Annotated in this window: 23 protein-coding genes; 8 read left to right on the top strand and 15 right to left on the bottom strand. The window is 64.0% G+C overall.

Annotated elements, in window-relative coordinates; all coding sequences use genetic code 11:
* Positions 1-23: 23 nt before the first annotated feature.
* From phoR to G4923_RS08495, 5 genes are all read right to left on the bottom strand, one after another.
* A complete protein-coding gene (gene phoR / locus G4923_RS08515; RefSeq protein ID WP_106886121.1) occupies positions 24-1,319 on the bottom strand; it encodes a phosphate regulon sensor histidine kinase PhoR in 1,296 nt (431 codons plus the stop codon).
* A gap of 8 nt (positions 1,320-1,327) precedes the next feature.
* Positions 1,328-2,017: a phosphate regulon transcriptional regulator PhoB gene (gene phoB / locus G4923_RS08510; protein WP_041206225.1), complete on the bottom strand. Its 690-nt coding sequence runs from the start codon at positions 2,015-2,017 to the stop codon at positions 1,328-1,330.
* A 102-nt stretch (positions 2,018-2,119) separates the two neighbouring features.
* Positions 2,120-2,530: a VOC family protein gene (locus tag G4923_RS08505; RefSeq protein ID WP_139744974.1), complete on the bottom strand. Its 411-nt coding sequence runs from the start codon at positions 2,528-2,530 to the stop codon at positions 2,120-2,122.
* A gap of 131 nt (positions 2,531-2,661) precedes the next feature.
* A complete protein-coding gene (locus G4923_RS08500; RefSeq protein ID WP_163136572.1) occupies positions 2,662-3,942 on the bottom strand; it encodes a GGDEF domain-containing protein in 1,281 nt (426 codons plus the stop codon).
* 317 nt (positions 3,943-4,259) lie between these two features.
* Complete coding sequence (locus G4923_RS08495; protein ID WP_163136570.1) at positions 4,260-5,927, bottom strand: sigma-54-dependent Fis family transcriptional regulator; 1,668 nt, start codon at positions 5,925-5,927, stop codon at positions 4,260-4,262.
* Between the two features lie 290 nt (positions 5,928-6,217).
* On the opposite strand from G4923_RS08495, the gene exaC reads away from it, so the two are divergent.
* Entirely contained in the window at positions 6,218-7,735 is a 1,518-nt protein-coding gene (gene exaC, locus G4923_RS08490; RefSeq protein WP_163136569.1) for an acetaldehyde dehydrogenase ExaC, read from the top strand.
* A 60-nt stretch (positions 7,736-7,795) separates the two neighbouring features.
* Here the strand turns inward: exaC and G4923_RS08485 are convergent, their stop codons facing one another.
* Positions 7,796-8,590, bottom strand: a complete 795-nt coding sequence (locus tag G4923_RS08485) for an AraC family transcriptional regulator (RefSeq protein ID WP_163136568.1) — start codon at positions 8,588-8,590, stop codon at positions 7,796-7,798.
* A gap of 96 nt (positions 8,591-8,686) precedes the next feature.
* Between G4923_RS08485 and G4923_RS08480 the strand changes: the two genes are divergently transcribed.
* Positions 8,687-9,574 carry a DMT family transporter gene (locus tag G4923_RS08480; protein ID WP_163136567.1) on the top strand — a complete coding sequence of 296 codons (888 nt, stop codon included), beginning with the start codon at positions 8,687-8,689 and terminating at the stop codon, positions 9,572-9,574.
* Positions 9,575-9,651: 77 nt separating this feature from the next.
* Here the strand turns inward: G4923_RS08480 and G4923_RS08475 are convergent, their stop codons facing one another.
* The 4 genes from G4923_RS08475 to G4923_RS08460 are packed head-to-tail and all read right to left on the bottom strand — an operon-like array spanning position 9,652 to position 14,814.
* Positions 9,652-10,344: a response regulator gene (locus G4923_RS08475; protein ID WP_042649489.1), complete on the bottom strand. Its 693-nt coding sequence runs from the start codon at positions 10,342-10,344 to the stop codon at positions 9,652-9,654.
* Positions 10,345-10,347: 3 nt separating this feature from the next.
* Positions 10,348-11,913, bottom strand: coding sequence for an ATP-binding protein (locus G4923_RS08470; protein ID WP_163136565.1), 1,566 nt, complete (start codon positions 11,911-11,913; stop codon positions 10,348-10,350).
* Between the two features lie 17 nt (positions 11,914-11,930).
* Complete coding sequence (locus tag G4923_RS08465) at positions 11,931-13,481, bottom strand: NAD-dependent malic enzyme (protein WP_163136563.1); 1,551 nt, start codon at positions 13,479-13,481, stop codon at positions 11,931-11,933.
* Between the two features lie 22 nt (positions 13,482-13,503).
* Entirely contained in the window at positions 13,504-14,814 is a 1,311-nt protein-coding gene (locus G4923_RS08460) for a 2-hydroxycarboxylate transporter family protein (protein WP_163136561.1), read from the bottom strand.
* A gap of 217 nt (positions 14,815-15,031) precedes the next feature.
* Here G4923_RS08460 and slyA point away from each other — a divergent pair, with 217 nt between their 5' ends.
* From slyA to G4923_RS08435, 5 genes are all read left to right on the top strand, one after another.
* Complete coding sequence (gene slyA / locus G4923_RS08455) at positions 15,032-15,505, top strand: transcriptional regulator SlyA (protein ID WP_042040713.1); 474 nt, start codon at positions 15,032-15,034, stop codon at positions 15,503-15,505.
* A 1-nt stretch (position 15,506) separates the two neighbouring features.
* On the top strand, positions 15,507-16,562 hold the full coding sequence (locus tag G4923_RS08450; RefSeq protein WP_106886112.1) for an HlyD family secretion protein: 1,056 nt from the start codon (positions 15,507-15,509) through the stop codon (positions 16,560-16,562).
* Positions 16,563-16,572: 10 nt separating this feature from the next.
* The gene (locus tag G4923_RS08445; protein WP_163136559.1) at positions 16,573-17,601 is read left to right on the top strand and encodes a DUF2955 domain-containing protein; all 1,029 of its coding nucleotides are present in this window, start codon (positions 16,573-16,575) and stop codon (positions 17,599-17,601) included.
* Positions 17,602-18,086: 485 nt separating this feature from the next.
* A complete protein-coding gene (locus tag G4923_RS08440) occupies positions 18,087-18,959 on the top strand; it encodes a beta-1,6-N-acetylglucosaminyltransferase (protein ID WP_163136557.1) in 873 nt (290 codons plus the stop codon).
* 109 nt (positions 18,960-19,068) lie between these two features.
* On the top strand, positions 19,069-19,428 hold the full coding sequence (locus G4923_RS08435) for an MliC family protein (protein WP_163136555.1): 360 nt from the start codon (positions 19,069-19,071) through the stop codon (positions 19,426-19,428).
* A gap of 62 nt (positions 19,429-19,490) precedes the next feature.
* Here G4923_RS08435 and G4923_RS08430 read toward each other — a convergent pair whose 3' ends face one another.
* The 5 genes from G4923_RS08430 to nrdD all read right to left on the bottom strand — a co-directional run bounded on the left by G4923_RS08430 (position 19,491) and on the right by nrdD (position 23,438).
* Positions 19,491-19,886 (bottom strand): energy transducer TonB, encoded by a 396-nt coding sequence (locus tag G4923_RS08430; protein WP_163136553.1) that lies wholly within the window; start codon positions 19,884-19,886, stop codon positions 19,491-19,493.
* 165 nt (positions 19,887-20,051) lie between these two features.
* A complete protein-coding gene (locus G4923_RS08425; protein ID WP_025327864.1) occupies positions 20,052-20,222 on the bottom strand; it encodes a YqaE/Pmp3 family membrane protein in 171 nt (56 codons plus the stop codon).
* Positions 20,223-20,472: 250 nt separating this feature from the next.
* Entirely contained in the window at positions 20,473-20,988 is a 516-nt protein-coding gene (gene nrdG, locus G4923_RS08420) for an anaerobic ribonucleoside-triphosphate reductase-activating protein (RefSeq protein WP_163136551.1), read from the bottom strand.
* Positions 20,985-21,281 carry a hypothetical protein gene (locus G4923_RS08415; protein ID WP_240455275.1) on the bottom strand — a complete coding sequence of 99 codons (297 nt, stop codon included), beginning with the start codon at positions 21,279-21,281 and terminating at the stop codon, positions 20,985-20,987. The genes nrdG and G4923_RS08415 overlap by 4 nt, the downstream gene beginning before the upstream one ends.
* Before the next feature lie 39 nt (positions 21,282-21,320).
* Complete coding sequence (gene nrdD, locus G4923_RS08410; RefSeq protein ID WP_163136549.1) at positions 21,321-23,438, bottom strand: anaerobic ribonucleoside-triphosphate reductase; 2,118 nt, start codon at positions 23,436-23,438, stop codon at positions 21,321-21,323.
* Positions 23,439-23,870: 432 nt separating this feature from the next.
* On the opposite strand from nrdD, the gene G4923_RS08405 reads away from it, so the two are divergent.
* Positions 23,871-24,845 (top strand): ABC transporter substrate-binding protein, encoded by a 975-nt coding sequence (locus G4923_RS08405; RefSeq protein WP_106886106.1) that lies wholly within the window; start codon positions 23,871-23,873, stop codon positions 24,843-24,845.
* The last annotated feature ends 9 nt before the right edge of the window (positions 24,846-24,854 follow it).

The raw sequence follows: 24,854 nt of genomic DNA, 5'->3' as shown, positions 1-24,854 counted from the left end.
TGCTAACCATTTGTCAATAAAGACTATTTTACCACCACCATCCTGGCAGGAATGAGGAAGCTGAAACGGCTGCCCTGGCCGACCCGGCTCTCTATCTCGAGCTGGGCATCGTGATGGCTCAGGGCATGCTTGACGATGGCGAGGCCAAGGCCGGAGCCGCCGGTGTGGCGGGATCTCGCCTTGTCGACCCGATAGAAGCGCTCGGTGAGCCGCGCCAGGTGCTCCGGGGCTATCCCCTCCCCCTGGTCCTGCACCACAAAGAGCGCCATGGCCCCCTGCTTGCGCCACTCCACCGTGATCTTGCGACCGGCCGGGGTGTAGTGAATGGCGTTGTAGACCAGGTTGGAGACGGCGCTGCGCAGCTGGTCCCTGTCCCCCTTCACGAACAGATTGGACTGCACCTGAAACTCGATCTGATGGGCACTCTCTCCCGACAGGGCCCGCGCCTCCTGCTCCAGCAGCCCCAGCATGGCGGGCATGTCCACCAGATGGGAGAGATCCACGGTCGGGGCCGCCTCGATGCGCGACAGGGTGAGCAGCTGATTGACCAGGTTGTCCATGCGAATGGTCTGCTCCATCATCACCCTGTGCGCCTTGGCCCACATGGCGGGGGGCGGCGGCTCCTCGGTCATCTCCAGGTACCCCTTTAGCACTGTGAGCGGGGTGCGCAGCTCGTGGGAGACGTTGGAGACGAAGTGCTTGCGGGTCTTCTCGAGGCTGCGCAGCCGGGTCACGTCACGCACCACCAGCATGGCCTGATCCTCGGCATAGGGCATGATGCGAAACTCGAGAAACTTCTCTTCGTTGATGGGGGAGCTCATCTCGAACGGCTCGTCATACTGCCCCTTGCCGAGGTAGGCGACGAAGCCGGGATGACGGATGAGGTTGCCGATGTGCTGGCCGGCATCCTCGGGCCAGCGAAAACCGAGCAACTGCTCCGCCAGCCGGTTGCACCAGAGGATGCTGCCGTCGGTGCGAAACACCACGGCGGCATCGGGCAGGGCCTCTGCCCCCTCCCGGAACCGGCGGATGAGCCCCGCCAGCTCGCGGCGCCGGGCACGGTGGCGCTGCTGCAACTTGTAAATACCATTGAAGATGTATTCCCAACTGCCGCTGCCATGGGGCGGCACCAGGCTGCGATCGTGCCACAGCCAGTCCGACAGCCGCTTCTGGAAGCGGTAGTGCCAGCCCAGGTGCAGCACGGTCGCCACCAGCAGGCAGAGGGAGAGGTGTTCTATCAACCAACCTACCAAGACGAAGGGGGCGTAGAAGAACGCCATTCGCCACAACTGTCGCCGCCAGGCGTAAGGTTGCAACATGTTATCCCCTAGAGACGGGTTGAGAAGCGGTATCCGGCTCCACGCACCGTCTGGATCAATCTGTCGTGCCCGGTCTCTTCGATCGCCTTGCGCAGACGACGGATGTGCACGTCCACCGTCCTGTCTTCCACATACACATTGGTACCCCAGACGTTGTTGAGCAGTTGCTCGCGGCTGTAGACCCGCTCGGGATGGGTCATGAAGAAGTGCAGCAGCTTGAACTCGGTCGGCCCCATGTCCAGCGCCTTCTCCTCGGCGCTGACCCTGTGGGAGACAGGGTCCAGCTTGAGCCCCTGCACCTCGATCACCTCGTCCACCGAGGTGGGGGAGACCCGGCGCATCACCGCATGCAAGCGGGCGGTCAGCTCCTTGGGAGAGAACGGCTTGGTGATGTAGTCGTCGGCGCCCGCCTCGAGGCCGCGCACCTTGTCCTCTTCCTCACCACGGGCGGTCAGCATCACCACGGGGATCTGGCGGGTCACCTCGTCCTGCTTGAGCTGCTTGATGAACTGGATGCCACTGCCGCCTGGCATCATCCAGTCCAGTACGATGAGCTCGGGGTAAGGTTCACGCACCTTCGCCAGTCCATCGGCATAATCTTCTGCCTCAACCGTCTCATATCCTTTTTGCTCGAGCACGAAGCAGAGCATCTCGCGGATTGGTGCCTCGTCCTCGACCACCAGAATTCGCTTAGCCATATCCCTTCTCTCTCCTCTGTGAAGATGGGTGCGCCAATTATTAGAACTTTCTGTGACACTTTTATGACTTTATGACAGGCGGGATGATAAACGTTTTCAGATTCAGTTGGCAGCAATGCGTTGCAGCAGGTCCCAGCGGTTGCCACTGATGTCCTCGAACACCACCACAGTGCCATAGGGCTCGTGGCGGGGCTGTTCACAAAAATGCACGCCGTAGGCCTGCATGCGCTGGTAGTCACCCCAGAAATCGTCGGTCTCGAGAAACAGGAAGACCCGGCCGCCCCCCTGCTGGCCGATGGCGGCCTGCTGCTGCGCATTGGCGGCCTGGGCCAGCAGCAGGGCCGACCCTGGGGCACCTTTCGGGGCGACCCGCACCCAGCGCTTGCCCGGTTTGCCCGGCTCGTCGAGGGGCGTGTCTTCCAGCAGCTCAAATCCGAGCCCCTCGGTAAAAAAGCGAATGGCCTGATCGTAGTCGGCCACCAGCAGGGTCAGGGCACCTAGGTGTTGGGACATGGGAAACTCCTTGACTGAAGAGGGGGGCCCGCGCCCCGGCTGGCGCGCATCATAACGGCTGGGAGGCCGGGGCTCCAGCCGCAATCACCTTAGCGAAGGCAAGGCCCTTAGTCGGTTGGCAAGCCTGCGCCCTAGCCCACCTCGACCCGGTTGCGCCCCCGTTCCTTGGCCTGATAGAGCGCCTCGTCCGCTCGCTTGAGGGTCAGCTCAAGGGAGTCCCCGCGCCGCTCCGCCACCCCGAAGGAGGCGGTGATCCTGAGCCCGAGGGGCCAGTCCCTGTAGGCCTCCAGCCCCCCCCTCAGCCGCTCGGCCAGCCGCTCTGCCCTCGCCTGCTCATGGTGCAGGCAGACCAGCACGAACTCCTCTCCTCCCCAGCGCACCAGGCGGCACAGGCTGTCACAATGGCGCAGCAGCTCGCTCACCATGTGCTTGAGCACCTCGTCCCCCATGGGGTGACCGTGGGTGTCGTTGACCCCCTTGAAGTGATCGATGTCGATATAGATGAAGGAGAGCGGCATCTCCCCCAGTTCGCTCAAGAGCTTCTCGCCACCGAGCCGGTTGAGGGCCCCGGTCAGGGGATCGTAGCGGGCCTCCTCCTCGGTGCGGCGGTACTGCTCGGACAGGCTCTGGCTGAGCGCCTCCGCCGCCAGCCGCGCCTCGCGAGCCTTGCGCAGCTTGTCTCCCATCAGCAGGTACTGGGTCAGAAACAGCAGTATTCCGTATATCAGCCAGCCCAGCAGCAGCTGGCGGTAGAAGTCCCCCGGCTTGCCCCAGCGGCCATAGAACTCCAGCTTTTCCAGGATCAACCTGTAGTCCCCCGGCTGCATCCTGTCGTCGGTGGCAAGCTCGATGGCATAGACATGGTGCAGATCCGCCCCCTGCTGCGCCAGCGGGATCCGGTACTGCTGCACCCACCAGGAGCTGGGGGCGAACACCTTGAGGGGGACATCCTGGATGCGACCGTAATCGTCGGGACGAAAGAGCACCTCGTTGAACTTGTGGGAGATCTCGTCTCCGGCTATCGAGTAGGCGGGATCATAGTTGCGCAGATAGAGGCGCCAGCTCTGCGGCTCGCTCCCCTCCGCCCTCAGCTTGACCCGCACGCCGTTGAAGTGGGAGAGATCCAGCCCCCACTCGGGGGCTGACAGGGTCAGGATCAGTTCACAGAAGGGGGAGCTGTGGCCCGCGCGCAGCTTGCAGTCGATGGCGGGCTTGTCGCCCCCAGGGATCAGCGTGGTGACCGATTGGCCCCCATGGGCGCGATCATCCTGGGCCCTGGCGACCAGGCTGGCCTGACTCAGGATGTCCAGCCGCCGCTCTGGCCCGAACTCGAACACCAAGATGGCCAGCAGACTGCCGAGCAGCAGGCTCCAGAACAGCATATTGGTCACGCGGGAATAGGATGGGGTCATAGCGATCACACCTGAAAAAGAGCTTTTACTCTACACCTTGTAATTCTGCACCGTGCTGATCCAGATCCAAGGTTATTACACGCGCCCTCATGGGCGCCGGGGCATTGGTCGGCTCAGCCCGCGTGCAGGGCGTCGCCTGCCATCCGCCGGGCTGAATCCTGTCGGCATTGCACCGCAAGAGGCGGACGCCAGCTCCTGGGGAAACGGGTTCCCGATGTCATCATTCCTTTCACCACTGAGCGCTCCATGCCATGGAAAAATAAAGAAAAATCATCGCAGAGCCCCAGTCTACACAAGCAAGCGGTGCGGCAACACCCCTATCCCTCTTCCCGCAGCGCCCGGTAGAGGGTGGTGCGGCTGATGCCAAGGCGGCGCGCCGCCTCGCTCACGTTGCCGCCACACTCCGTCAGGGTCTGCTGCACCCGCAGCCGGCTCTGTTCGCGCAAGGTGGTGACGCCCCGGGGAGCCGGCATGGCGGCCACCTCGGGCAGATGCAGGTGGGCGGGTTCAATCCAGCCCTGCCCTTCCGCCAGCACGCAGGCCACCTCCAGCGCCTGCTTGAGCTGGCGCACGTTGCCGGGCAGGGGATGGGCCAGCAGTTGCCGCTCCGCCTGCGGCGTCAGTTGCAGGGCCGGGTCCATCTCCGAGAGCAGGCGCCGGATCACCCCCAGGCGCTCGCCCTGGGGCCAGGCCCGCAGCGGCGCAAGCTGCTGGCGCCAGCCACAGATGCGGTAATAGAGATCTTCGCGAAAGCCACCGTCCTGCACCATGGCCGCCAGATCCCGGTGGCTGGCGCTGACCAGCCAGAAGTCCACCGGCTCGGGTCTGTGGCTGCCGACCGGGGTGACGGCGCGCTCCTGCAACACCCGCAGCAGCCGGGTCTGGGCCGGGAGCGGCAGCTCGCCGATCTCGTCCAGCATCAGGATGCCGCCGTGGGCGGCGCGCAGATAACCCTGGCTACCCTGGCTGCGGGCGCCGCTGAAGGCCCCGCCCACATAGCCAAACAGCTCGGCCTCCACCAGCTCGGCGGGCAGGGCGCCGCAGTTGACGCATACCAGGGGCTTGTCCCGTCGGCTCGACTGACTGTGCAGGGCACGCACCAGGTGCTCCTTGCCGCTGCCGGTCTCCCCCTCGATGAGCAGGGAGATGCCCCGCTTCAGCATCTTGAGGGGCACCCCGGCGGTAACGGCTGGCTGGGGCTGGTTTTCGGTTTGAATCACCACAGGTTCGGGCTCCAGCCGCAGGCCGCGGCGATCCCGCAGCAGCTGCTTGCCGTCAAACGGGTGCTGGCCGAGCCAGAGCCGTCCTGCCCGGTTGGCCCCGAGCAGCTCGCCCCCCTCCCCCAGCAGCAGGCGGGCGGACCAGAGACTCTGGGGCTCCAGATCCACCAGCCAGCCCGGCTGACGCGCCAGCAGGGCGTTTTCCAGGGTCATCGCCAGGAGCCGCACAGTGCCCAGCATGTCGCCGTCGTGGTGGGCCGCATCGGTGGAGATGTCGAGCACCCCGAGCAGTTGCCCGTCCGGCCCGAGCAGGGGGCAGGCGCTGCAACTGAGGAAGCTGTGCTGGGCGAAGAAGTGCTGGGCCCCCAGCACCTGCACCTCGCTCTGCTCGGCGAGCGCTGTGCCTATGGCATTGGTGCCCTTGCTCGCCTCCCCCCAGCGGGCACCGCTGCGCAAGAAGATCCGCTCGGCGTGGCGGGCGAAGCCATCGTCACCGCTGGCGGCCAAAATGGCCCCCTCACCGTCACACAGCAGCAGGCGACAGGGCCTGCCCGCCAGCAACTGGGCAAACAGCGGCAACACGAAGCGCTGGAAGCAGGTGATAAGGGTTCTGTGCTGCTCCTGGCGTGCCGACAGCTCCCCCTGGGGCAGCAGATCCAGCTCGGCGCTCTGCTGGCGCAGTAAGCCCTGATGCAGGCAACGTTGCCAGGAGCGCTGGATCGGGCTGGGACTGGGACTGGGAATTGACTGAGGTAACTCGCTCATCACGCCTCCTGTTCACACAGAACATGAATAGGGCCGGGGCTGGATTGGGGTAACTCGCTCATCACGCCTCCTGTTCACAAAGGGCACAGTGTCACGACCACTGTCCAGAAACGGCACAGTCTCATCGCCACGACCGGGGTCACTGGTTAATCAAGATACGCCGCCGCATCCCGTTTGATAACGTTTTATTAACTTTCGTCGCTCTGGTCAGACCCTCTGGCACGGCCCTTGCGATAGCAGCTGGTCACCGGCCCCGGGCCGGTCAGGACCACACACATAAGGATGATGAGATGATTTACACCGCTCCCGGTCAGGCAGGCGCCCTGGTCAGCTTCAAGTCCCGTTACGACAACTTCATCGGTGGCGACTGGGTGGCCCCCCGCGCTGGCCGCTATTTCGAGAACGTCTCGCCGGTGGATGGCCGGGTGTTCTGCGAGGTGGCCAGATCCGACGCCGCCGACATCGAGCTGGCGCTGGATGCCGCCCACAAGGCCTTTGCCAGCTGGAGCAAGACCAGCGTCACCGAGCGCAGCAACCTGCTGCTGCGCATCGCCGATCGCATCGAGCAGAACATAGAGGTGCTCGCCGTCGCCGAGACCTGGGAGAACGGCAAGGCGGTGCGCGAGACCCTGGCCGCCGACCTGCCACTGGTGGTGGATCATTTCCGCTACTTCGCCGGCTGCATCCGTGCCCAGGAGGGCTCGGCCGCCGAGCTGGATCAGCACACCGTCAGCTACCACTTCAAGGAGCCCATAGGCGTGGTCGGCCAGATCATCCCCTGGAACTTCCCGCTGTTGATGGCAGCCTGGAAGCTGGCCCCCGTGCTGGCGGCCGGCTGCTGCAGCGTGCTCAAGCCCGCCGAGCAGACCCCGGTCACCATCATGCTGATGATGGATCTCATCAAGGACATACTGCCTCCCGGCGTGGTCAACGTGGTCAATGGCTTCGGCGCCGAGGCGGGTCAGGCGCTGGCCACCAGCGACAGGATCCAGAAGCTGGCCTTTACCGGTTCGACCGAAGTCGGCGCCCATATACTGCGCTGCGCCGCCGACAAGCTGATCCCCTCCACCGTCGAGCTCGGCGGCAAGTCCCCCAACATCTACTTCGCCGACGTGATGCAGCACGAGAGCAACTACATCGACAAGGCGGTGGAAGGCATGCTGATGACCTTCTTCAACCAGGGGGAGGTGTGCACCTGCCCCTCCCGCGCCCTGGTGCAGGCCAGCATCTATGACGACTTCATGGACAGGGTGCTGGCCCGCGCCCGCACCATAGTGCAGGGCAACCCCCTGGACACCGCCACCCAGGTGGGCGCCCAGGCGTCCCGGGAGCAGTTTGACAAGATACTGAGCTACATGGAGATAGGCCGCGGCGAGGGGGCCAAGATGCTGATAGGCGGCGGCCCGGCCAAAGTGAGCGGCCTTGAGGGGGGCTTCTACATCCAGCCCACCATCTTCTCGGGCCAGAACAAGATGCGGGTGTTCCAGGAGGAGATCTTCGGGCCGGCCCTCGGGGTCACCACCTTCAAGGACGAGGCGGATGCCCTGGCCATCGCCAACGACACCCAGTATGGCCTGGGGGCGGGTCTCTGGACCCGGGACAGCAACCTGGCCTGGCGCATGGGGCGCGGCATCCAGGCTGGCCGGGTCTGGGTCAACTGCTACCACGCCTACCCGGCCCACGCCGCCTTCGGCGGCTACAAGAAGTCAGGCATAGGCCGCGAGACCCACAAGATGATGCTGGATCACTACCAGAACACCAAGAACCTGCTGGTGAGCCACGACATCAACCCCCTCGGCTTCTTCTGATCCTGCCACCCCTGATGACAAGGGCGCCCATGGGCGCCCTCTCTTTTTCCACCAGGCTCATCAGCCCCCTGGCTGGCCCAGTTGCTGGCGATAACGCTGGGGGGCGCATCCCTGCTCACGCTGGAACATGGCGATAAAGGCCGAGGTCGAGGTGTAACCGAGGCGCCAGGCTATCTCCTGCACCGGCATCTCCCCCCGCAGCCAGTCCAGCGCCTTGACCATGCGCAGCCGGGTGCGCCACTGGCCCAGGCTCATGCCCAGCTCCTTCTGGCAGCGCCGCGCCAGGGTGCGCTCGGTGCTGTGCAAGACCTTGGCCCATTCGGCCAGGGTGCGGTTGTCCTCGGGGGCCGCGTGCAGAGCGGCCAGCAGCGGGGCCAGCAGGCGGTCGCGACTCTGGGGCAGGTAGCTCGGCTGGCAGCGGGTGCGGGCCAGCTTCTCGATGAAGAGCGCCCCCTGGCGCGCGTCCCACTCGTCCTCCAGATGGCCGACCCGGCGCTGGGTAAAATCCTCCAGCAGGGCCCGCAGCAAGGGGGTCAATTCCAGCAACTGGGGTTCCCTTGGCAGGCGCGGGGCCAGCGCGTGGCTCACGTAGATGGAGGTGTAGTCCAGGGTCTGCTCGTTGAAGGCGCTGTGGGGCAGGTTGGCCGGCACCCAGATGAGGTAGTCGGCCGGCGCCACCAACCGCTCCCCCCCGACCTCCACCACCATGACCCCCAGGCTGATGAGGCTGAGCTGGCCCCAGGGGTGGGTATGCTCGGCGCAGGCGTTGCCCCCCTGGATCTGGCGGTAGCGAAAATAGAGGGGGTTGGGGTCGGCCAGCAGGCGATCCTGCTCGGCCAGGGTGAGGCTGCCCATGAAGATTGTCCCAAAGCGGTTATGACATGTCTTATTTACGCTACTTGCATCGTTCAAGACAAGGCTAGACTCTCGTCATCGTATCAAGGAGTGCCTATGCCCTTTCTCTTCCCCCTGCTCGCCATCCTGATCTGGGCCGCCAATACCGTGGTCTCCAAGGCCGCCGCCGGCGTGCTGGATCCCGCCGCCATCTCCTTCTACCGCTGGGTGATCGCCGCCCTGGCGGTCTCCCCCTTCTGCCTGCCGCAGCTGTGGCGCCGCCGCGCCGAGATCCGTCCCTGGCTCGGCAAGCTGCTGGTGCTGGCGGCCCTTGGCATGGTGCTCTACCAGTGCCTGGCCTACTACGCCGCCCACAGCACCTCGGCCACCAACATGGGGGTCATCGGCTCCCTCATACCGCTGCTGACCCTGCTGCAGAGCGCCCTCTTCTTCGGCCAACGTCCGGGCAAGCAGGCGCTGCTCGGCATGAGCCTCTCCCTGTTCGGGGTGCTCTGGCTGCTGGGTCAGGGCAACCCCCTGGCCCTGCTGCACGACGGTATCAATCCGGGGGACGGCCTCATGCTGCTCGGCTCCGCCAGCTATGCGCTCTATGGCCTGCTGATCCGCCGCTGGCAACTGCCGTTCGGCCCCTGGCTCAACCTCTATCTGCAGATCCTGCTGGCGGTGCTGCTGCTGATCCCGGTCGCCCTGAGTGCTGACTCCCTGGCGGTGCCCGCCGAAGGCTGGGGTCTGGTGCTGTTCGCCGGGCTCGCCTCCTCCCTGCTGGCGGCCTACTGCTGGATGCGCGGCCTCGCCGCCATGGGGGCGGAGCGCACCTCTGTGTTCATGAACCTGATGCCCCTGTGCACGGCGCTGATCGCCGTCATCTCCCTGGGGGAGCCCATCCATGGCCATCACCTGATAGGCGGCGGCCTGATCCTGACCGGCGTCATGATCTCCCAGTTCAAGCCGAGGGCACGCCCCGCTCTGGTGGAAGGGGCATAAGCCGGCGAACGCCGTTGCTGCGCAATGAAAGAAGGGAGCCTCGGGCTCCCTTCTTTCATCAGCGGGTTAGAACGGCCTCAGCTGCTCCTCCGCCAGTGGTAGCGCCGCTCGGGGCGACCGCGCTGGCCGTAGTTGAGATCCACGTCCAGCTTGTCTTCGGACTCCAGAAACTCCAGGTAGCGGCGCGCCGTTGTGCGGCTGAGTGACAGGCGCAGCGCCACCGTATCGGTGGAGAAGGCGGTGTCCGGCTCCCCCGCCAGCAGCTCCAGCACCTGGCGCAAGGTGATGGCGTCTATGCCCTTGGGGGTGTCGCGCACCTCCCTCGGCTGAATCCGTCCCTTGCCCATCAGGCGATCGAGATCGCTCTGCTCCAGCAGGCCGCGCTCGCACAGGCGGCGATGCAGGGTCAGGATCTCGTCCAGACTCTGCTGGATGCGAAACAGCCGCAGCGGCTTGATGATGTAGTCCTGCACCCCGAGATTCAGGGCCTGCTGTATGGTCTCCACGTCGCAGGAGGCGGTCACCATGACCACGAAGACCTCCCGATTGTGGCTGCGCAGCCGGTTCACCCACTCAAGACCCGAGCCGTCCGGCAGGGAGATGTCCACCACCAGCAACTGGGGTTCGGTGGCACGCATCATGAGATCGGCCTGGGCCAGGCTCTCGGCCCGCCCCAGCAGGGAGTAGCCCGGGGTCGAGGAGATAAGCTCCGCCAGGATGGCGCCGATCCGCTCGTCGTCCTCGATAACAAGAGTGAAAATTGGCTTCATGACTCACACCAATTGGTTTTTATTCAAATAGATACCGAACAAGGTGGTCTGCTCGGCGGTGCGGCGCCATTCTATCACACCCCCACGGCGGGCCACCGTCTTCTTGACCAGGAAGAGACCTACGCCATGATCGCCGGTCTGGCGACTGATCCCATAGTCGAACAGGTGATCCGCCAGCGCCTCGTCCACCCCCTCGCCGCTGTCCTCCACCTCGATCACCAGCCGACGCCCGAAGTCATCCACCGAGATGAGCACCCGGGGCACGCACCGCTGGCGGTTCGCCCAGGCGGCCCTGATGCCGTTGTCCAGCAGGTTGCCGATGCAGGTGATGAGATCCGCCGACACCTCGGCCGGGTACTCCCCGAGGGCCGAGCCGGGATCCAGCACCAGCTCGACTCCCAGCTCCCGCGCCCGGCTGAACTTGCCGAGGATAAGGCCGGCCACCGGCTTGTTCTCGATGGAGCGCAGCAGATCCTGCAGCATGGTCTGGCAGGCCTCGTTCTCCTGCTGGATCAGTTCCACCGCCTGATCCACATGGCCGAGCTGCAGCAGGCCGGAGAGGCTGCTCAGCTTGTTGGCGAACTCGTGGGTCTGGATCCGCAGCATCTCGGCATACTGGCGCAGGTGAGTCACCTGCATGCCGAGGCTGCCGGTGCCATCCGGTCGGCTGAAGATCAGCATGCGGCCCGGCTCGCGGCCGCTGAGATCCTGCCAGTGACCGACGAACGCCTCCCCCTGCACGGTGAAGTTCACCCCCCCCTGCTGGTTCAGGGCGGGCAACAGGCTGGGGGCCAGTTCGGCCAGGGATTGCCCCAGCAGGGCGTGGCGGCCGGTGCCCGGTAGCCGTAGCTGGTAGAAGGCCGCGCTATTGAGCATCTTGATGCGATGGTTGCCATCGAGGGCCACTATCCCCTCCGAGATGCCCTCCAGCACCAGATCCTGCTGGGCGAAGCGGTTGACTATGGTCTCCGGCTCCAGATCCAGCAGAGTGCGCCGCAGCCGGTGCTGCAACCAGAGCGCCAGCAGCAGGCCGCAGCCCAGCACGGCGCCGATGGCGCTGATGAGCAGGGCTATCCGCTCCAGATAGATGCCCTCCACAGTCCGCATCAGATAGCCCACCGCCACCGCGCCTATGGCGCGCCCGTCCGCCCCGATCACAGGCGAGAAGCAGCGGATGGCCGGGCCGAGCGTGCCTTTATCCCTGGAGCAGTAACTGCGCCTCTCCTGGATCGCCGGCCAGATGTCCTCGCCACGGAAGGTCGCACCGACCAGCTCGGGGGAGGGGTGGCTCAGGCGGCGGGCGTGCTCGTCCGTCACCACCATATAGGCGGCATCGGTGCGGCTGCAGATCCCCTGTACATAGTCCCGCAGGCCGGGATCATTGCCCTGCTGCAGGGCCTGCACCACCCGGCTGTCCGCCGCCAGCACCCGGGCCAGATCGCTCCCCTTCTCCTCCAGGTTGCTCTCCAGCAGGTGGCGGATGAAGAGGGCGAGCAGCCCACCCAGGATCAGGATCAGCAGCAGTGACAGCCCGAGGGAGAGGGTGACCAGTTGGTGACGCAGTTTCATCGATTAACCTTGCAAGCTCAGGAGGCGGACCAATAGTGCGGGCGCCACCAGGTCTGGTCAATGAGCGGCGCGGGATCACCGTCAAAATCCGCCAACCCCTCCTCGCGGGCGGTCAGGGCCACGGCCCTGGCGACCGCACGGGCCACCTCTCCCACCTGTTCGATAGGGGGCAGCAGCCGACCCGTCACCAGCGGATAGGCACCCACAGCCCGCACCGCGGCCAGCAACATGCCATCGCTGATGCGGCGCGCCTTGACCGCGCAGGCACCGAGGCCGATGCCCGGGAAGACATAGACGTTGTTGCACTGGGAGACCACCCGCATCTCCCCCCCTACCTCGACCGGGGCGAAGGGGCTGCCGGTGGCGAGCAGGGCGCGCCCGCCCGTGGCCCGCCACACCTGTTCCGGGGTCGCCTCGGCGCTGCGGGTCGGGTTGGAGAGCGGCAGTATGACGGGGCGCTCGCACGCCTCCCCCATGGCACCAAGCACCTGCTCGGTGAAGAGGCCGCCCTGGCCGCTCACCCCGATCAGCACCCCGGGGCGCAGCCGGGCGATGAGCTCGGGCAGGGAGCCACAGACCTCCTCTGCCGGGCGGGCGAAGGGCTGCTGGGAGGGGGTCAGGTTGGCCCTGTCCAGGCAGACCAGGCCGTCCTGATCGAACAACTGCACCCGCTCTGGACTGCCCGCCAGCCGGGCCAGCATGGCGGCGATGCCGCAGCCCGCCGAGCCCGCGCCGACGATGAGCACCGGCGTGTCGGCAAGGGTGCTTCCCGCCTGTTGCAACCCCGCCAGCACGCAGGCGGAGGCGACCGCCGCCGTGCCCTGGATGTCGTCGTTGAACATGCAGAGCTCGTTCCGGTAGCGGGCCAGCAGGTTGGCGGCATGCTTGCCGGCAAAGTCCTCGAACTGCAGCACCACCTGGGGCCAGCGTTTATGGATGGCCGCCACTACCTTGTCCATGAAGTGGTAGTAGGTCTCGCCGTCGATGCGCGGGGCCTGCCAGCCGAGGTAGGAGTCATCCTCCAGCAGGGCCGGATTGTTGGTGCCCACGTCCACGCACAGGGGCAGGGTGCGGGCCGGGTTGATGCCACCGGCGGCGCTGTAGAGCGCCAGCTTGCCGATGCAGATCCCCATGCCGCCTATGCCGAGATCGCCGAGCCCCAGCACCCGCTCCCCGTCGGAGATGACGATGACGTCCACCTCCTGCTCCACCGCAGTGAAGATGGCGTCCAGCTCGTCCCTGTCGTGCCAGGAGAGGTAGAGACCGTGGCTGCGCAGGTAGAGATCGCTGTGGCGCTGGCAGGCTTCCCCCACCACTGGGGTGTAGATGATGGGCAGCAGCTCCGGCAGGTGGTGGCGCACCAGATCGTAAAACAGCACAGGGTTGTCCTCCTGCAACTGGCGCAGCAGCAGGTGCTGATCGAAGGGGCTTTGCATGGCCGAGACCAGGCGGTAGATGCGGCGGCGCTGCTGGGAGAGGGACTCCTCCTTGTGGGGCATGCGCCCCATCAGCCCCTGACGCTTGCGTTCGGCATAGGGCAGGCTGGTGCCCATCATGATGTCGTTCATGTCGTTTTCCTGTATCCGGTCGTCACGCGAGCAGAGAGATGAGGGCGGTGGCCAGGATCAGCATCACGGCCCCGCCGAGGCGAGAAGAGATCTGGGCGAAGGGCATCAGCTTCATGCGCTGGGCTGCCGACAGCACGGCCACATCGCCCGTACCGCCCATGTTGGCCATGCACAGGCCACCGGTGATGGCCGCCTCTATGGGATAAAAACCTATCATGCGCCCCACCAGGGCCGCCCCCAGGGCGCCGCCGACCACAGTGGTCAGCACCATGATGAAGTAGTTGACCGAGAAGGCGCCGATAAGCTCGGGGATGCTGGTGTAGGCCACCCCTATGCCCACCAGCAGGGAGGGGGTGAGGTTGCTCACCACGAACTGATACCAGTCGGCGGCCGCCTGTTCATAACGACGGGGCAATACACCACTCACCTTGATAAAGGCCACCGCCAGTATCATCAGGGCGAAGGGGTGCATGGGGATGAAGTTGCCGAGCAAGGAGCCCAGCACGAACATGCTGGAGCTGATGAAGAGCCCGAGACCCAGGCTCTGCAGGGTCGGCGCCTCGGCCTGCTCGTCGGCGACGCTCTGGCTGTTTTCCTTGACCATCAGCTTGCCGTTACCGGTCAGGGAGGGGTAACGACGACCGAGGCGTGCCAGCAGGGAGCCCACCAGTATGGCCAGGGTGTTGGCGATCACCACGGCGGGCACCATGCGCGACAGCAGATCGGCGCTGGACATCTGCAAGGGGCCGGAGAGGATCTCCACCAGGGGCACGGCGCCGGCGCCCATGCCGCCACCCATGATGGGCAGGCCGATGAGCAGCACCGCATTCTTGAAGCCGTATCCCATCAGGGAGCCGACCAGGCCGACGCTGAGCAGCGCCAGGGCCACGCCCCCCAGGATCACCGGCAGGTAACGCATGGCGGCGTTTTTGAGCAGGGCGCCGCTCATGCCGAACACAGATCCGGTCACCAGGCTGGCGATGAAGAAGTTCAGAAAGCCCCCCTCCTTCATGAAGCGGGTTATCACCTCACCGGCCTCGACCGGCAGTATCCGGTACTCGAACAGCGCGGCGCCGCCGAAGATGGCGAGTATGGTGCCGCCCCCCAGGTATTCCCGTATGGGGGGGATCCGCTCGCCCAGCTCGCTCAGCAGGGTGCCGAGCACGAACATCAGCGCCAGGGCGCCGACCATGCCGAGCGGCAGGGAGCCGTTCCAGCCGGCGTAGAGGACGCAGGTGGCGAGCCCAAGGAAGATCATCATGGGCATGCCGGCGATCTGCTGGTCGCTCCAGGCGCCCTTCATCTGTACTGCGGGGGTAGAGAGGTTTTTCATTGTTATGCTCCAGCTTGTGGTGTGGCGCCACTCTACGTATCCCCTCCTGTGCTGTCGGTTAGCGGGCCTGCAAAGCCATATAAAAACATTGAAACCTTAAGCACCATTGCCCTCCCCGCGCCCCCAGCCCCGAAACTGAATGTGAGCTGAATCACGCTTTACTTAGCCTGCGAAATAAATATAATGCTTAGCAGGCTAAGTATGTGAGGTATCTGCCATGAAAAAGGATCTGGAGATGTTGCGCGAGCTCTCCCTCGCCGAACAGCTGGGGCGACTGCATCGGTTGTGGCGCACCGTGGCCGATATCGAGCTGGCCCCCTTGGGCTTGACCCATCCGCGCTGGACCGCGCTCTGGAAGCTGAGCCGCCTCGGCGGCCACCTCAGCCAGAAGACCCTGGCCGAGGCGCTGGAGATAGAGCTGCCCTCCCTGATGCGCACCCTGGGTCAGCTGGAAGAGCTGGCGCTGATCGAGCGCCACTGCTGCAGCCAGGACAAGCGCGCCCGCATCGTCACCCTGACCCCGGCCGGCAAGGCGCTGCTCGACAAGATCGAGGATCGCATCATGGAGGTCCGCCGGGATCTGCTGGCAGGCATCAGCCAGCAGGAGCTGGCCCAGTTTGAAGAGATAGTGCACCGCATCTCCGCCAATGCCCTCGGCAAGATCGGTGCCCAGCATGAAGAGAGAGAATAAGATGACCCCGGATCAACAATTCAAACGCTGGATCAAGTGGGCCATGGCCTGCTTCATCCTGGTGTTCGGCTACTTCCTGCTGGCCGACATCAAGATGCCCCTCACCCCCCAGGCCATGGCCACCCGGGTCGTCACCAAGATGGCGCCCCAGGTCAGCGGCAAGGTGGTCGAGGTTGCCGTGGTGAACAACCAGCACGTCAAACAGGGGGATCTGCTGTTCGTGCTGGATCCGGCCCCCTTCGAGCTTGCTGTCGAGCAGGCCAGACTCGCCCTGGATCAGGCCGAGCAACAGAATCGCCAGCTGGATGCGACCCTGAACGCCGCCGCCGCCGATTTCAGCTCGCTGCAGACCCAGACCGCCCAGAAACAGCGGGAGGCCGAGCGCATCGATACCCTCTATCGCCGCCACATGGTGTCTGAGCAGCAGAAAGATGATGCCGACAGCGCCGCCCGCACCGCCCGAGCCAACCTGCTGGCCAGCCAGGCCCGCATGGAGCAGGCTCGCGTCAACCGTGGCCTGGCCGGCGATGACAACCTGCTGCTGCGCCAGGCGCGCAACCGCCTCGCCCAGGCCGAGCTCAACCTCACCTACAGCCAGGTCCATGCGAGCCAGGATGGCATCATCACCAACTTGCAGCTCAAGCCCGGCAGCGTGGCCACGGCGGGCTCTCCCCTGCTGGCCCTGGTCTCGGAGCAGGTGGATGTGATCGCCGATTTTCGCGAGAAGAGCCTGCGTAACATCACCCCGCAGAGCCGCGCGCTGGTCGCCTTCGACGGCGAGCCCGGCCGCCTCTATCCGGCCCGGGTCGCCAGCCTGGACGCCGGGGTCAGCGCCGGCCAGTTCGACGCCAACGGCCTCTTGGCCAACCCCATCGAGTCCGATCGCTGGGTGCGGGATGCCCAGCGCTTGCGCCTGCACCTGACCCTGGATCAGTTGCCCGCCCATCTGCCGGCCGGGGCCCGCGCCACCGTCCAGCTGCTGCCGGACAACGCTCTGAGCGCGCTCTTTGCCCGCGGCCAGATCCGCCTGCTCAGCCTGCTGCACTACATCTACTGAGATGACGACCATGAACCTGTGGCACAGACCCCTCACCGCCAACGAGCTGCGCCAGTGTCTGCGCATCGCCTTCGGCTGCACCCTGGGGTTTGTACTGTGCAAGATCTTCGGCTGGAGCAACGGGGTCTTCTTCACCGTCACCCCGGTATTGCTGCTCGGCATGATCCCGGTGATGAACGGCCACGCCGCCCGCCAGCTTATCGCCTCCGCCGCCATGTGCGGGCTGGAGGTCGGCCTGCTGGGCGGCCTGTTCGGCAGTCATCCCGGGCTGATGACCCCCCTGGTCTTTTTGCTGTTCCTCTACCGCTTCGCCGCCATGTCCCGGGGCAGCCTCTTCCTGTTTGGCGCCAACGGCGTGCTCAGCCTCAGCATCATGCTGCACTTTGCCAGCTATCCCGGGACAGATCTGAACGATCTCATCTTCAGCAACCTCTGGGCCAGCATAATGTCGGTGCTCATCGCCTACCTGATGACGGCCCTGATCCCGGATGTGGAGGCGCGGCCCGCCCCCGCCCCCTCTCCCAAGGCGCCCCACCGAATGCGCCACGAGGCCCTGCTAGGTGCCAGCATCGCCACCCTGTCGTTCCTGGTATTCCAGCTGTTCGACCTGCGCGACTCCATGTCCGCCCAGGCGACCACCCTGCTGGTGCTCTTCCCCATGCACTGGGACGGGGCCCTGAGCTACGCCCGCAAGCGCGCCATGGGCACATTGCTGGGGGTGAGTTTCGGCATCCTGGGCCAGCTGGTGCTCTATGACTGGTCTGGTCTGCTGCTGCTGGTCACTCCCCTGCTCTGGCTCGGGGCCATGTTGTTCAGCCATGCCCATGTGAAGGAGGCGAGCGGCTCCGGGGTCGGCTTCGGCGCCCTCACCACCCTCGGCATACTGTTTGGCCAGTACCTGACCCCGGGCAACGATCTGGTGTTCAGCGCCCTCTACCGGGTGAGCAGCATCATGTTCGCCATCGTCGCCACCCTGCTGGCCTGTTATCTGATCCACCGTCTGCTCAACCGTTTCGAGGCGACCCGCTTCGGTTATTGATCCCCTTTCCAATGGCCAAGGATGTGCTGTCTTTCGCCCCGCAACCCTGCGGGGCGTTTTTTTGTGGCAAAGGTGCTGGCCTATGAGACTGCGGTGAATATGGAGAGCAGATCTTGGCTCTATTGAGTGACGATTTTGCAGCGCTGGCGATAAATGCCGAACCTGGCCGGAACCGTGCTACTGTGGCCCCTCACTCACCGGCCGATTGCGCTCTGCACCTGATGACAGGCTTGTCATGCAAAAGAGTCGCCAGCCAGGGCAGCCCTTGCCCACCTCTCACCCTCAACCTGATGTCGCCAGACCCGCTGTATCGACCCGATGCCATAAGGCGCATCCCTCCCTGTCGCAGCCGGCTCTCACTGTTGTTACTTGCATCCACCCATTTTCTGCGACAGCGGCCATTCCACGAGAACCAGCATCAAGCCTGCGGCCTGAGGCTGTGTTCTGGTTGGCGCCGCCCTGCCGCCCACACAGGACACATAGACATGATTGCCTACCTCATTCTGGTTCATCGCTATCCCGATCAGTTCAAACGCCTGTTCAAGGCGATTTACCACCACAGTAACCACTACCTGATCCACGTGGACAAGCGCTCTGGCCCCGAGCTGCAGCAGGAGATAGCCGACTTTCTGGCCGATTACCCCAACGCCGCCATGCTGCCCAGCAAGAATGCGCTCTGGGGCGGTTACAGCCTGGTGGATGCGGAGCTGCGCGGCATAGCGGCGCTGCTGGAGCAGAACCAGGAGTGGGAGTTCTTCATCAACCTGAGCGCCCAGGACTTCCCGCTGCGATCCCAGCGCGATATTCACGACTTCCTGCGCGAGCACAGGGGCAAGGATTTCCTCAAGGTCGCGGATCAGCGCCAGCACAGGCCCGACACCCTGCACCGCATCGATCACTATGTGACCGAAACCGCCCAGGAGCTGCTGTGCGAGCCGGTGAAGACCCGCCCCTATCTGGACGATGTGACCCCCTACATTGGCAACCAGTGGATGATACTGAGCCGGGCCTTCTGCGAGTTCGTCAGCCACAGCCCCGAGGTCGATCGCTTCAAGGCCTTCTACCGCCACACCCTGATCGCCGACGAGGGCTTCTTCCAGACGGTGATCATGAACACCAGCTATCAGGGCCAGATAGTCAACGATGACAAACGCGCCATCGACTGGATCCCCATGGGTGACATCAAGCTGCGCCCGCGCGACTACACGGTGGATGACGCAGACGCCCTGCAGCAAAGCGAGCACCTGTTCGCCCGCAAGTTTGACGAGACCATAGACAGCGACATCCTGGATATACTGGAGCGCGCCATGATGTGCCCCCTCGCCACACCGGACATCCGCCAGCCCGTACCGGCCTGACTCATAGATGCATCCGGACACTTACCGACGCGGCCAGCACTCATCAAGATTGCGACGCTGGCCCAAACTGTTAGGCTCAATGCCATATGACGCCGATTAAGGAGACAACATGAAACAGGCCAATTTGGCACTACTGGGTCTGGGTACCCTGACCCTGCTGAGCGGCTGCGATCTGGGCGCTGGCAAGCTGGGAGTCACGGGGGGCGATCCTGTCACCTATCTGTGCGAGCAGAACCAGAAGGTGCAGGTGCGCTACTTCTCCCTCTCGGACGAGAGCCTGAACTTCGTCAAGCTCTCCCTGCCCGATGGCAAGGACTACACCCTGCCTCAGGCGGTCTCCGCCTCCGGGGCCCGCTACACCGACGATCACGAGGTGGTCTGGTGGAACAAGGGAAAGGAAGGCTTCATGGAGATGCGCGATGAAGCCGGGGAGTGGCAGAGCCGCTACAACGACTGCAAGGAGCAATAAGCCCCGACAGCAACAGCTCCCCCGCACAATGACAAAGACCCCGGCCAAGGCCGGGGTCTTTGTCATTGGGGCTGCCCCTTGAGCCGGAAGCGTTGCACCACCTGGACGGGGATAGCCTCCGGATTCTGCTCGGCGACCCGATAGCGCATCTTTGACAGTGCCGTCAGGGCGGCCAGCTCCAGCATCCCAGCCGGCTCCGCCGCCAGTATCTCGGGGCTGAACAGATTGCCGTTGGAGTCGATGAGGTAGCGAATATCCACAAACCCTTCAACCGGCGCCTTCATAGGCCGTTTGAGGGGCAGGTTGAACTGCGTCACCTCCCCTTCCTGCACCCAGTAGAGACACAGCTCCTCCTCGGAGACCTCCCGTGGGGGCTGATTCAGCTTCACGGTGGGACTGGGGCTGGCGCAGCCACCCAGCATCAGGGCGGCCCCCAGCAGCACTATCTTCAAACCCATGCAACACTCCTTGTCCTGTGACCGCTCGGCTCCTTGAACGGTCGGCTTGACCAGGGGGCAGTGTCAACCAATCAGCCTCATTCAGGAATCCCCCATCTGGCGGGCGAGTCTCGCAGGCAATAAAAAGGCCAACCCGAAGGTTGGCCTCTGCTGCAAGGGAATGACTCAGGCGCGCTTGTCGCTGACCACCAGCCAGAGCGCGTGGACCATGCCGGGCAGGCCGCCGAGCAGGGTCAGCACTATGTTGATGAAGAAGTGCAGGCTTAAGCCCACCTGGATAAAGGCACAGACCGGCGGCAGGAAGATGGCCAGCAGGATCTTGAGCAGATTGTTCATCTCATGGTTCCTCATGAAAGATGTCATGTGATTCGGATGGGCTAACCATAAACAGCCTTGCCCACAACTGCAAACCACAGCGGACACCTTTCGCGCCTTTCTCACCCGGGATTGAGCCAGGGTTCAGCTGACGGAGGTCGGCGCACCCAGGAAGCGCAATCATCAGGCCAGCAGCTGGCAGGGGATCCGGCTCTTGTGCTCCCGATCCCGCCAGGCGTCGAGGTCGTGGATGATCTGGTTGCCGCTATCGTCACGCCAGCAGCTGGCAGGGGATCCGGCTTTTGTACTCCTGCTCACGCCAGGCGTTGAGATCGTGGATGATCTGGTTGCTGCTACCGCGCCAGAGCAGGCCGGGGTCGGCCAGCTCCTTCTCGAACTTGCCATCCACCAGCACATTCAGTAAGCAAACCAGCTCGCGCTGGGCCGGGCTGAGCTCGCCAAGCAGATAGCCGGTCCAGCACCAGATGTCCTTGCCGGGGCACTCTGCCCGCACCCGCTGCACCAGCGCCAGCACCTGGGGGACGTTGGCCGGGTGGAGCGGATCGCCGCCCGAGAGCGACAGACCCCGCCGTTTGATGCGCGTGTCGTTGAGGTCGCCAATGATGCGATCGCTCATCGCCTCATCAAACGGCTTGCCCCCATCGAGGCGCCAGGTGCTCTGGTTGTAGCAACCCGGACACTGGTGCTCGCAGCCCGACACGAACAGGGTGGCCCGGGTGCCGGGGCCGTTCACCACATCGACCGGGTAGTATTGGTGATAATTCATGATTGAAGGTTCTGGGTGTATTTGAGGTATTCCAGCAGATCACTCATAAAACGGACTCTTTCACTAGCAAGTGTCTGGAAATACTGATCTTCACTCCGGTTCAACATGAACAAGATCTTATCCCGCAGCAATTCTTCATCTAGTGCGTAGCCATGCTCTGACACATAGGCATGAATAAAACGATAGAAAAATTGGGTGTCATTAATATGCGCTTCATGCCAAGTGTCTCGCGCTACCCATTGCCTCAGCATTTTTTCCGACATCGGTTTTAGAAACATGAGCTCAACCTTCATAAAGTAAGACTCCCTGTATCACAGGGAGTCTTTAGCGATTTACATATGCTTGACCCGGCGCTTGACCTCTTCCTGCTTGCCCGCGTTGAAGGGGCGCGCATCCGGGCTGCCGAGGTAGCCGCAGACACGGCGGGTCACCGACACCTTGGCGGGGTCGTGGTTGCCGCAGCGGGGGCAGGTAAAGCCCTTGGAGGTACACTCGAACTCGCCGGTGAAGCCGCAGTCGTAGCACTCGTCTATGGGGGTGTTGGTGCCGTAGTAGGGCACCTTGTCATAGCTGTAGTCCCAGACGTTCTCGAGCGCTTCCAGATTGTGCTGGATGTTGGGGTACTCGCCGTAGCAGATGAAGCCGCCGCTGGCGATGGGCGGATAGGGCGCCTCGAATTCCAGCTTGTCGTAGGGGTTGACCTGCTTCTCCACATCGAGGTGGAAGCTGTTGGTGTAGTAACCCTTGTCGGTCACCCCGGCCACCACGCCGAACTCCTTGGCGTCGATGCGACAGAAGCGGGTGCAGAGGTTCTCGCTCGGGGTGGAGTAGAGGCTGAAGCCGTAGCCTGTCTCCTCCTTCCACTCGTCGGTGGCCGCCTTGAGCCGCGCTATGATGGCGATGGCCTTCTCCCGCAGCACATCGCTATCGAACAGATGAGTCTGCGTGCCGAACAGGGCGTTGATGGTCTCGTGCACCCCGATATAGCCCAGGGAAATGGAAGCGCGGCCATTTTTAAAGATCTCGCTGACGTTGTCGTCGGCCTTGAGCCGCACGCCGCAGGCACCTTCCATATAGAGGATGGGGGCGACCCGCGCCTTGACGCCATCCAGTCGCTCGATGCGGTACATCAGCGCCTGCTTGGCCACTCGCAGGGCCGCATCCAGCTTGTCCCAGAAATCCGCCTCGTCACGGGATTTGAGGGCGATGCGCGGCAGGTTGAGGCTGACCACCCCTATGTTGTTGCGCCCTTCATGAATGAGCTCGCCATTCTCCTCATAAGCGCCGAGGAAGGAGCGGCAGCCCATGGGGGTCTTGAAGGAGCCGGTCACCTTCACTACCTGGTCATGGTTGAGTATGTCCGGGTACATCCGCTTGGAGGCACACTCCAGCGCCAGCTGCTTGATGTCGTAGTTGGGATCCCCCGGCTTGTGGTTGAGGCCATCCTTGATGGCGAACACCAGTTTCGGGAAGACGGCGGTCTTCTTGTTCTTGCCAAGGCCGGCGATGCGGTTGCCGAGGATGGCCCCCTGGATCATCCGCGACTCCCAACTGTCACCTAGGCCGAAACCGAAAGTAACGAAGGGGGTCTGGCCGTTGGCGGTGTGCAGGGTGTTGACCTCGTACTCCAGGGACTGGAAGGCGTCGTAGCACTCCTTCTCGGTACGGGCCATGGCATAGGCGTCCACATCGGCAATACCCCACTCCTCGGCCACTTCACGGTGCTTCTGCCAGCTGATGGTCACATAGGGTGCCAGCACCTCGTCGATGCGGTTGATGGTGGTGCCGCCATAGATGTGGCTCGCCACCTGGGCGATGATCTGGGCGGTCACGGCGGTGGCCGTGCTGATGGATTTGGGGGTATCTATCTCCGCATTGCCCATCTTGAAGCCGTGGGTCAGCATCCCCTGCAAGTCAATCAGCATGCAGTTGAACATGGGGAAGAAGGGGGAGTAGTCGAGATCGTGGAAGTGCAGATCGCCGCTCTCGTGGGCCTGCACCACCTCGCGGGGCAGCATGTGGCTGATGGCGTAGTGCTTGGCGACTATGCCCGCCAGCAGGTCGCGCTGGGTCGGGATCACCTTGGAGTCCTTGTTGGCGTTCTCGTTGAGCAGGGCCGCGTTGGTCTGCTCCACCAGGCCACGGATCTCCTGGGCCAGCCGGCCGCGGGCCTCGCGGGCCTGATCCCGGTCGTGACGGTACTCGATGTAGGCGCGGGCGATGGCCTTGTCGTCGGAAGCCATCAGGTGGTTCTCGACCCGGTTCTGGATCTCGTGGATATCCACCTCACCCCGCCCTTCCAGCTCCTGACTGACCGCACTTGAGATACGCTCGGCCAGCGCCGGATTGGCCTGATTGACCGCTTCCGCCGCCCGGCTCACCGCCTCGGCGATCAGCTGGCCATTGAATGGTGCGCGACATCCATCACGTTTGATCACTACCGGTTTCATCGATTTTCCCCGCATTAAAGGCCTGGCAGCCACCCTGGGCTCACCCTTGTTGAGTCCCCTTCTCCACACCCTATCCCCGGCGCACATGCATTCAGCCGAGGCCTGAGAGGCCAGGGCTGACGCTGAGAGGAAGACGACTTATGCACAGCTTGATAACACTATATATGGGTATTTTTTTTATGCTAACCCCTATATGTGGTAGCTATTAGGCCCCAAAGCGATTGCCCGTTTCTTGATCCAGGACAGGTTTTGGAAGGAGTGGCGCAGTTCACAACCAGCGCCAAAAGAGGCTGTTTCTGTGCATCCCAGACGGGGTGCGGGCTGGCGCCCGATGAGGGGTGCCAAGAAAGAATGGCACCATCTGACAACAATTGACTAAGGCATCAAGGAGCCGGAACGCACATAATGGGTGCAGTGTCCTGCCAATGGAAGATGAACGTGACCAAGGTGTTGCTCTTGCTAGCCCTTTTCCCGCTCCAGTTGATGGCCGCCGAGATCCTGGTGATCAGCAGCTACCATCAGGCCAATCTGTGGGATCAGAGCTACAGCGCCGGCCTGAAGAAGCACCTCAAGGGCGAGCACCACATCAGCCACTTCTACCTGGATACCAAGCGCCAGCCTCACCAGACCCGGGAGCAGCTCGTCAGCCAGGGGATGGCGGCCTATCAGGCGCGCAAGCCGGCCCTGGTGGTGCTCGGCGATGACAACGCCATCAATGCCCTCGCCCGCCCCATCGCCGCCCTGGGCACCCCAGTGGTGTTTCTCGGCATGAACGAGAATCCCCGCCCCAAGGGACTGGTCGGCCATCCCCAGATCACAGGCGTGCTGGAGCGGCCTCTGCTCAAGCGCAACATCAGCGAGATGAGCCAGCTGATGGGGGGGCTGGGCAAGGCGCTGGTGCTGTTCGATGCGAGCGAGGTGTCGCGCACCGCCATCGAGGATGAGTTCACGACCCCCGACGAGCAGCGGGTCGGCCAGACCAGGGTCAACAACCAGCAGATCGATGACTACCGGCGCTGGCAGGAGGTGGTGCTCGCCAGTCGGCAGAACGGCTATGAAGCTATCTTCCTCGGCCTCTATCACACCCTCACGGACGAGCAGGGGCTGCATGTGAGCGAGCAGCAGGTGCTGGCCTGGACCAGCGCCAACAGCCCTGTGCCCCTGTTCGGTTTCTGGGAGTTTGCGGTGGGGCCGCACCGCACCATAGGCGGCCTGGTGCTCGATGGCCACACCCAGGGGGAGAAGGCGGCCGAGCTGGCCAATGCCATACTGGCGGGCACGGCGCCACAGGCTCTTTCACCCCGCGCCGCCCAGCGTGGCGAATACCTGTTCAGCAAGAGCGAGCTGGCACGCTGGCAGCTTGAGGCGCCATCAAGATGGCAGGGGCGGGTGACCTATGTCGACTGAGCCCGAAAA

This window comes from Aeromonas rivipollensis (genome assembly GCF_010974825.1).
In the GTDB taxonomy this organism is placed as follows: domain Bacteria; phylum Pseudomonadota; class Gammaproteobacteria; order Enterobacterales; family Aeromonadaceae; genus Aeromonas; species Aeromonas rivipollensis.
This window is presented reverse-complemented; position numbering and strand designations above follow the sequence as displayed.